Here is a 9114-nt window from a genome sequence, read left to right as displayed (position 1 = left end):
TCGAAGCCTTCAAAACCTCTGATCGGAGCGTCGAGCTCATTCATGCCAGATAACAATATGATCGAGCAGGATCACAGATTCATCAAACGACGCATGCGGCACTTACGTGGGTTCAAGTCGTTCAGATCAGCTTCAGCCACACTGGATGGCATTGAGGTAGCCAACATGATCCGGAAGAATCAATTCGCCATTGATGCGACCTCTGGCTTTCGGATGTCTGCTGAGATCGCAGAATAGCTGCGTCTGGCATAACGCTGACTTTGGTCCATCGAAAAGTTTGCGACCCAACCTAGTCAAAATGGGATCTGGTCTTAGCCATAGCCCAAGCAATGCTTAACGAGATCATATTTCTCAGAAGCGTCGTTGATTTCTAAGATTACAAAAAGGATGCGCCCATTTGGGTAGCGACCCTCGAAGTGCCTAATAGAGGATCTCGATATGACGATTGAAACGACGGATACGCTGGTTGTTGGCGGAGGACAGGCCGGTATCGCGGCGAGTGAGCATCTGAGCAACAACAATGTCCCGCATATCGTGCTGGAAAAGAACCGCACGGCCGAAGCGTGGCGCACTGGCCGCTGGGATGCGCTGGTGGCCAACGGCCCCGCTTGGCATGACCGCTTCCCGAACATGCTGTTTGACGGCAACGATCCTGATGAATTTGTAACCAAGGACCGGTTTGCTCAGTACCTGGTTGACTATGCTGCCATGATCAAGGCGCCGATCCGGGAAGGTGTCGAGGTGCTGGAAGCAACCCGCCAGCCCGGCAAGGGCGGTTTTCTGGTGAAAACCACCGCGGGTGAGATTGAATGCAACCGCATCGTTGCGGCCACCGGCGCGTTCCAGCATCCGGTTTTTCCGCCAATCGTACCAAGCTCTGAAGACATCGAACAGATCCACTCTTTCAACTACAAGAACCCTGAACAACTGGCCGATGGCGCCGTCATGGTTGTGGGCGCCGGGTCGTCCGGTGCACAGATCGCGGACGAATTGAATCGCGCGGGCCGCAAAGTGTTCCTGTCGGTTGGTCCGCATGATCGCCCGCCGCGTCGATACCGCGGCCGTGATTTCGTTTGGTGGTTAGGTGTTCTGGGCCTGTGGGACATGGCGGCACCTGCACCGGGGACTGAACACGTGACCATCTCAGTTAGCGGTGCCTATGGCGGGCGCACCATGGATTTCCGCCGTCTGGGCAACGAAGGCGTGACCCTGACTGGCCTGACAGAAAGCTATGCCGATGGTATTCTCAGCTTCAAGGGCGACCTGCGGGAAAACGTGGCCAAGGGCGACGCAAACTACATGGAAGTTCTGGACATGGCTGACGCATATGTCGCACGCACCGGTATCGACCTGCCGGAAGAGCCCGAAGCCCGCGCTGCACATCCCGATCCGGACAGCCTTGCAAACCCGCTGAACAGTATTAACCTGGCCGAAGAAGGCGTGAAAACGATCATCTGGGCAACCGGTTTCCGTCAGGATTTCAACTGGCTCAAGGAAGACGCCTTTGACGAGCGTGGCGCGCCGATCCACCAGCGTGGGGTTTCCAAGGCACCTGACGTCTATTTCCTGGGTCTGCCCTGGCAATCGCGTCGCGGTTCGTCTTTCCTCTGGGGTGTTTGGCATGACGCCAAATACGTGGCCGACCAGATTGCGATTCAATGCTCTTACGCCAAATATCAGGGCGAAGCTGCCATCATCGCTTCAGCGGCAGAATAAACCAACAAAAGCAGGACACCGAAATGGCGCACACACGCATTCGCAAATTCAACACGTCGGACACGTATCCCGAACAGAATCTGGACAACGACCTGTGTCAAGCTGTCGTCACCCAGGGTGGCAAAACCGTCTATCTGCGCGGTCAGTGCCCGCAGAACCTGGATGACGCCGTCAATATTGACAGCCATGACGCGGCCGAACAGACCCACAAGGTCATGCAAAACATCAAGCAGCTGATCGAAGAAGCCGGCGGCTCGATGGAACATCTGGTAAAGGTTGTCGTCTACATCACCGATGTCCGCCATCGCGAAGCGGTCTACCGCACCATGGGCGAGTATATCAAAGGTGTGCATCCCTGCTCGACCGGCCTTGTCGTGCAAGCTCTGGCACGGCCGGACTGGCTTGTCGAAATAGACGGAACCGCAGTTATTCCCGATTAACTTGGGATGACCGGGCCGCTCTGGCTCCTTTCTCCTCTTGCTCAGAGCGGCCCGGTTTGGAATTTCTTCACAGGAGTCGTTCATGACTTTTTCTCTGGTTGCGCGCTGTCCCGATACCGGAATGTTCGGGTTGGCGATTTCGTCGTCTTCACCGGCCGTCGCCGCCCGCTGCTCGTTCGCGCGTGCAGGTGTTGGCGCTGTTGCCTCGCAGAATGTCACCGATCCCAGCCTTGGCCCGCTCACGCTAGATCTGATGGAGCAGGGGTTGTCAGCAGCCGACGCGGTGGCAGAGGTCGTAAAGCGAGGTAAGTTCATCGAATACAGGCAAGTTCTGGCGGTTGACGCAAACGGGACGACAGCAATCCATTCGGGTCCAAACTCGTTGGGCATCTGGACACAGGCGCAGGCTGAAAATGTTGCATCTGGCGGAAATCTTCTGGCCAATGACACCGTGCCGCAGGCGATTGTCGATGGGTATCTTGCAGCATCGGGTCATATCGGTGATCGCCTAATCGCGGCCATGCGCGCGGCGCTGGCTGCAGGTGGCGAGGCTGGTCCGGTGCATTCCGCAGGCATGAAGATCGTTGACAAGGTCAGTTGGCCGGTGGCGGATCTGCGTTGCGACTGGACCGAAGACTGCCCGATCGAAAACATCGCCACCGCCTGGGACATCTACAAACCGCAGCTTGACGCCTATATCCAGCGCGCGCTTGATCCGCGCGAAGCACCTTCATACGGCGTGCCGGGCGACGAATAATCAGGGAGTATCCGAATGCTGGACCATTCACACGAAGACTGGAAGACCCGTGCCGCAAACCTGAAAATCAAGGGTCAGGCCTTTATCAACGGCAAATTCGTCGACGCCGCGTCAGGTAGGACATTTGATTGCATCAACCCGGCAACCGACGAAGTTCTGGCGCAGGTTGCCGAAGGGGACGCGGCTGACATCAACCGCGCCGTTGAAGTTGGCCGTGCTGCATTCGAAGACGGGCGTTGGTCGCGCATGGCCCCTGGTGGCCGTAAAGAAATATTGCTGAAACTGGCGAACCTGATCCGCACAAACCTGGAAGAGATGGCGCTGCTGGACAGTCTGGATATGGGCAAGCTGGTCAACGACGCCGTGACCATAGATGCCCCGGGATCGGCGCATTTCTTCCAGTGGTACGCCGAAGCCATCGACAAGATTTATGATGAGGTTGCGCCAACTGCGCCGGGTGATCTGGCGCTGGTCTCTCGTGTACCTTTGGGGGTTGTCGGCGCGGTGACGCCCTGGAACTTCCCGCTGGACATGGCAACCTGGAAAGGGGCCGCAGCGCTGGCTGCGGGCAACTCGGTCGTGTTGAAACCTGCCGAACAATCGCCCCTGTCGGCGTTGCGCCTTGCTGAGCTGGCGGCCGAAGCCGGTGTGCCCGACGGGGTCTTCAACGTGGTACCCGGTTTTGGCGCCACGGCTGGCCGCGCGCTGGGTCTTCATATGGATGTCGATTGCCTGGCCTTCACGGGCTCGACCGCGATCGGCAAGATGTTCATGCAATATTCCGGCCAGTCGAACCTGAAGCAGGTCTGGCCTGAAACCGGCGGCAAAAGCCCCAATCTGGTTTTCGCCGACTGCGAGGATCTGGATACGGCAGCCGACATGGCAGCATTTGGCATCTTTTTTAATCAGGGCGAAGTGTGCTCGGCCAACTCACGCCTGTATGTTGAACGCTCGATCAAGGACGCATTTGTCGAAAAACTGATCGCGCGCGCCACCAACATGCAGCCCGGCGACCCGCTGGACCCAGCATCGAAAATGGGCGCAATCGTGGACAGAAAACAAACGCAGGGGATCATGCGGTTTGTCGAGGAAGGCAAGAAAACCGCCAATCTCGTTGCAGGTGGTGCGCAGGTGACAGTTGCGGGCAAAGGCAACTTTATCCAGCCGACAGTCTTTGACGATGTTTCGCACGACAACCCGCTGGCCCGTGACGAGATCTTCGGCCCTGTCCTGTCAGTTATTCCGTTTGACTCAGAAGACGAAGCGGTGGCGATGGCCAACGACTCGATCTATGGCTTGGCGGCCTCGGTGTGGACGGATAACCTGAGCCGCGCGTGCCGGGTATCCGACAAGTTGACGGTGGGTACAGTGTCGGTAAACACTGTCGATGCCCTCTCGGCGCAGACGCCTTTCGGGGGTATGAAACAGTCAGGGTTTGGCCGGGACTTGTCCTTACATTCTCTTGAAAAGTATACTGCTCTGAAAACGACGTGGATCAAATACAAGGCCTGATCCCGACCATCAAAGGGGCCCGCACTTGCCGATCAGATACACCTTGCGCCAGCTTGAATACTTCGTAGCGGTCGGCGAGGCAGGCTCAATCGCGGTTGCCTCTGAAAAGGTCAACGTATCGTCGCCGTCGATTTCGGCGGCGATTTCTCAGCTCGAGAAGGAATTTGGGCTACCCCTGTTCGTTCGGCAGCATGCACAGGGTTTATCATTGACCCAGGCCGGCCGGGCGATGCTTGACAAGGCACATACCGTTCTGCGCGAAGCGGAAGGTCTGATGGATTTGGCTGGCAATATCGCGGGGGTTGCGCGGGGTCCATTGAATGTCGGATGCCTGTCGACATTTGCTCAGCTGATCCTGCCCAGCATCCGGCGCAAGTTCGAGGATGCCTTCCCCGAGGTGCGCGTTCGTCAGTACGAATTGAACCAGGCTGATATTTTCAGCAATATTCGCAGGGCCGAAATTGATATCGCGCTTACGTATAATCTGGATATTCCTGCCGACCTTCGCTTTGTCTCGCTGGCTGAATTACCCCCATACGCAATGGTTTGCGAGGGCCATCCGCTTGCCAAGCACCCGTTTGTATCTGTTGAGATGCTGGCCGATTATCCGATGGTGCTGCTCGATTTGCCCTTCAGTGCCGATTATTTCCTGTCCTTCTTCCAGAAGATCGGCAAAAAGCCGTTCATTGCCGAGAAAACAAAGGATATGGCGGTCATGCGCAGTCTGGTTGCGAACGGTTACGGGTTCGGACTGGCCAATGTCAAACCCCTGAACAACTTGTCGCCGGACGGAAAACCGCTGCGCACCATTCCCCTGTTGGGCGATGAGCGCCCGATGCGTCTTGGACTACTGATGGCCACAGATGCCGAGAACACGATTTCGGTCAAATCGTTTATCACCTACTGTACTGACTTTATTAAGGAAAATGCCTTGCCGGGAATCGAAGGCAAAGTGAAGTAAGCGCACCGACAATTAGCCGAAACCTAACCGTTGATTTCGCAAGCCCAACTTTCGGGCGGCGCAATTACCTGTATCTTGCTTGACAAGTCAGGAGCGAAGGAGGCGAAATTGCGCGACCCACGTTACGATATCTTGTTTGAACCGGTGAATATCGGGCCACTCACGGCAAAAAACCGGTTTTATCAGGTGCCACACTGCAACGGTGGCGGGTATCGTGACCCGTCCGCTGCGGCTGAGATGCGTGGTATCAAGGCCGAAGGCGGTTGGGGTGTTATCTTCACTGAGCAGTGCGAAATGCACCACACATCGGAAATCACCCCGTTCATCGAACTGCGCCTGTGGGAAGACAAGGACATCCCACAATTGCGCAAGATGTCCGAGAAAATGAAGACGCATGGCGCGCTCGCCGGTATCCAGCTGGCCTATTCCGGCATCAACGGTCCGAACCTCTACACCAAGGAAGTGCCACTGGCCCCCACGGCGCTTCCGATCCGAACCTTTACCAACGATCCGGTTCAGGCGCGCGCGTTGTCGAAATCCGATATCCGCGATCTGCGCCGTTGGTTTGTGAATGCGGCGAAACGCTCGAAAGAGGCAGGCTTTGATCTCATCAACCTGTACGGCGCCCACGGCTTTGGCATTTTCCAGCACTTCCTGAGCCGCGCCACCAACCAGCGTTCAGACGAATATGGCGGCAGCCTGGAAAACCGCGCGCGATTCAGCCAGGAAGTGATCGCTGATATCAAGGATGCTGTGGGCGACACGATGGGTATCGCCCTGCGCGTCAGTCTGGACGAAACCATTGGCGAACTTGGTTTCTCAAACGCCGAGGTGCGCGATTATATCGAGATGAACAAAGATCTGCCGGATCTTTGGGATCTGGCGCAAGGCACTTGGGAAGATTGCTCGGGCCCGTCACGGTTCAAGGATGAATCGGCGCAGGAAAACCTGGTGCGCGGCATTCAGGAACTGACCGACAAGCCGATTGTAGGCGTGGGCCGCTTTACCTCGGCCGATACGATGGTCAAGCAGATCAAATCCGGCGTTCTGACCATGATCGGCTGCGCCCGCCCCTCAATCGCCGACCCGTTCCTGCCGAAAAAGATCGAAGAAGGCCGGATCGACGATATCCGCGAATGTATTGGTTGCAACATCTGCATCACCGGCGACATGACCATGTCGATCAGCCGTTGCACCCAGAACCCCACGTTCATGGAAGAATGGCGCAAGGGCTGGCACCCTGAACGGATGAATCAGAAGGGCGATAGTGAAAACGTACTGGTCGTGGGCTCTGGTCCTGCCGGACTGGAAGCGGCGCGCGCCCTGGCCGAACGCGGTTACGACGTGGCGATTGCCGAAGCCACCACCGTTCTGGGTGGTCGCGTCGCGAAAGAGCGCAAGCTGCCGGGTCTCAGTGCTTGGGGCCGCGTTCTGGAATATCGGGAATACCAGATCAGCCAGAAGCCGAATGTCGAAACCTATTTCGAAAGTGAATTGGATGCCGAAAGCATTCTGGAGTTTGGCTTTCAGAACATCTGTCTGGCCACCGGCTCCACATGGCGTCGGGATGGTGTCGCGCGTCAGCACATTGTGCCGATGCCGATCGCCGAAGGGGCCAAGATCTATACCCCGGACGATCTGATGGACGGAACCATTCCTGAAGGCCATGTCGTGGTTTACGATGACGACCACTATTACATGGGCGGCGTTCTGGCCGAATTGCTGGCCAAGAACGGGGCACAGGTTACGCTGGTGACGCCTTCGGCCTATGTCAGCGACTGGACCAACAACACGCTGGAACAGATCGCGATCCATCCGCGTCTGGTCGAGGCCGGTGTCGACATCGTGCTGAACCAGGGCATCACGGAAATCCACCCCGATCACGTCGTGTCGAATTGTACCTATACCGACCGCACCTGGCGGATCGAGGCGGATGCCGTGGTCATGGTCGCCTCGCGTGTGGGCAACGACCAGATTTTTGAAGACCTGATGGCCCGCAAAGGCGACTGGGCCGATGCGGGGATCAAGACCGTCAAACTGATCGGTGATGCCAATGCGCCAGGGCCCATTGCCTGGGCGACATATGCAGGTCACCGCTATGCGCGTGAACTCGATACGCCGGATATCGGGGATGATTTGCCGTTTCGCCGTGAAATCACGGAACTGGCTGTCGACTGATATGACGCAGACTCTGGATATTCTTGATCGGCTTGTCGGGTTTGACACGGTCAGCGCCAAGTCCAACCTCGAACTGATCGATTATGTCACTGACTATCTGGCGGCGCGTGGGTTTTCCGTGCGCCGCATTGATGATCCAACCGGCACCAAGGCGGGAATATACGCGGAAACCGGCCCGGTGGGTCCGGGCGTGTTGTTGTCCGCCCATACCGATGTCGTGCCGGTCGAGGGCCAGCCCTGGACTCGTGATCCGTTCCACCTGACCCGTGAGGGTGACAAGGTTTACGGGCGAGGCACCACCGACATGAAGGGCTATGTCGCGTCGATACTGGCGCTGGCAGACCGCGCGACCCAGGTCAAACTGGGCGAACCTTTGAAAATCGTGCTTTCCTATGACGAAGAGGTGGGCTGTGTTGGCATTCAGCATATGCTGGACCAACTCAAGTCAATGATCGGCCAACCGCGCGCCTGTTTCGTGGGTGAGCCGACAGAAATGCAGGTGGCGGTTGGCCACAAGGGCAAGGCGGCCTTGCGCGCCACCTGCTATGGGCAAAACGGCCATTCCGCGCTGGCACCCCGGTTTGTCAACGCGTTGCATCTTGCATCTGATTTCCTGGCCGAATTGCGCGCGCTTCAGGATGATTTCGCCTTTAACGGCGCGCGCGACGCAGCTTATGCCATCCCCTATACGACGGTTCATGTTGGCAAACTCTCGGGGGGAATGGCGTTGAATATTGTTCCTGATCGGGCGGAGCTGACATTTGAATACCGCCACTTGGCTGTTGATCGCGCCGAGGACCTGTTCGACCGTATTCAACAAGCAGCGGATCGTGTGGCGAGACCCTATCATGCGGCTTGGCGCGGGGCTCGGATCGACGTTGAACAGTACAACGCCTATCCCGGACTAGACGTCAGGGACGACGATCCGGTGGTTACCTATGCCCGAAAACTAGCACAACGCACCACCACCACCAAAGTTGCCTTTGGGACAGAGGCGGGGTTCTTTGAGAAGCTTGGCGTTCCAACCGTGGTGTGCGGACCGGGCTCGATGGAAGGTCAGGGGCACAAGCCCGACGAATACCTGTCGCTTCAGCAATTGGCTGAATGTGATGCGATGATGGAGCGTATTTTGAACGACCTGAAAACATGAGGACCAATGCACGTCTTATAACCCCCTATCTTCAGAACATGAAACGAGATGCATTGGATTTGTGGGGCAGCCCTGAATCAATTGGTTCGGAGACGATTGAGGGCGAGATCAAATGCGCAGGCAGTTTCGACATAAGTAATCCGGACGCGCCTGTGTTCGGTGGCCAATATAGTGCTACGCGCGGCAAGTACCGGGTCACTTACAGGTTCCACGAACATGCCACTTTGCTGGATGGTGAAGTGGCCTGACCAATGAGGCACCGGCGAAACCGTAATCTATGGGCCGGGCGACAGCTGGATCATCGAAAAGGGCATGCCGGTTGTGTGTGTCCTCCTTGTCAGACGAGATCGAGGACGTGTTGTTCGGGACGCTGCAACAGCCTGTGGCCGAGCATATGCTC

9 protein-coding genes are annotated in these 9114 nt (G+C 57.1%); all 9 read left to right on the top strand.

Annotated elements, in window-relative coordinates; all coding sequences use genetic code 11:
- Positions 1 to 237: DDE-type integrase/transposase/recombinase (locus AC2FPW_RS07160; protein ID WP_496813003.1), on the top strand; the 237-nt coding region annotated here is incomplete at its 5' end.
- 201 nt (positions 238 to 438) lie between these two features.
- A complete protein-coding gene (locus tag AC2FPW_RS07155) occupies positions 439 to 1716 on the top strand; it encodes a flavin-containing monooxygenase (RefSeq protein ID WP_480589169.1) in 1278 nt (425 codons plus the stop codon).
- 23 nt (positions 1717 to 1739) lie between these two features.
- On the top strand, positions 1740 to 2156 hold the full coding sequence (locus AC2FPW_RS07150; protein WP_496813002.1) for a RidA family protein: 417 nt from the start codon (positions 1740 to 1742) through the stop codon (positions 2154 to 2156).
- 82 nt (positions 2157 to 2238) lie between these two features.
- Positions 2239 to 2913, top strand: a complete 675-nt coding sequence (locus AC2FPW_RS07145; protein ID WP_480589171.1) for a DUF1028 domain-containing protein — start codon at positions 2239 to 2241, stop codon at positions 2911 to 2913.
- Between the two features lie 15 nt (positions 2914 to 2928).
- The gene (locus AC2FPW_RS07140) at positions 2929 to 4425 is read left to right on the top strand and encodes an aldehyde dehydrogenase (RefSeq protein WP_496813000.1); all 1497 of its coding nucleotides are present in this window, start codon (positions 2929 to 2931) and stop codon (positions 4423 to 4425) included.
- A 25-nt stretch (positions 4426 to 4450) separates the two neighbouring features.
- A complete protein-coding gene (locus tag AC2FPW_RS07135; RefSeq protein ID WP_480921041.1) occupies positions 4451 to 5386 on the top strand; it encodes a LysR family transcriptional regulator in 936 nt (311 codons plus the stop codon).
- Positions 5387 to 5494: 108 nt separating this feature from the next.
- Positions 5495 to 7564, top strand: coding sequence for an oxidoreductase (locus AC2FPW_RS07130; protein ID WP_496812998.1), 2070 nt, complete (start codon positions 5495 to 5497; stop codon positions 7562 to 7564).
- 1 nt (position 7565) lies between these two features.
- On the top strand, positions 7566 to 8714 hold the full coding sequence (argE, locus tag AC2FPW_RS07125) for an acetylornithine deacetylase (protein WP_496812997.1): 1149 nt from the start codon (positions 7566 to 7568) through the stop codon (positions 8712 to 8714).
- Complete coding sequence (locus tag AC2FPW_RS07120) at positions 8711 to 8962, top strand: hypothetical protein (RefSeq protein WP_480589179.1); 252 nt, start codon at positions 8711 to 8713, stop codon at positions 8960 to 8962. Before argE ends, AC2FPW_RS07120 begins: the two co-directional genes overlap by 4 nt.
- Positions 8963 to 9114 lie beyond the last annotated feature (152 nt).

It is taken from the genome of Ruegeria sp. SATB027, from assembly GCF_059613825.1.
This window is presented reverse-complemented; position numbering and strand designations above follow the sequence as displayed.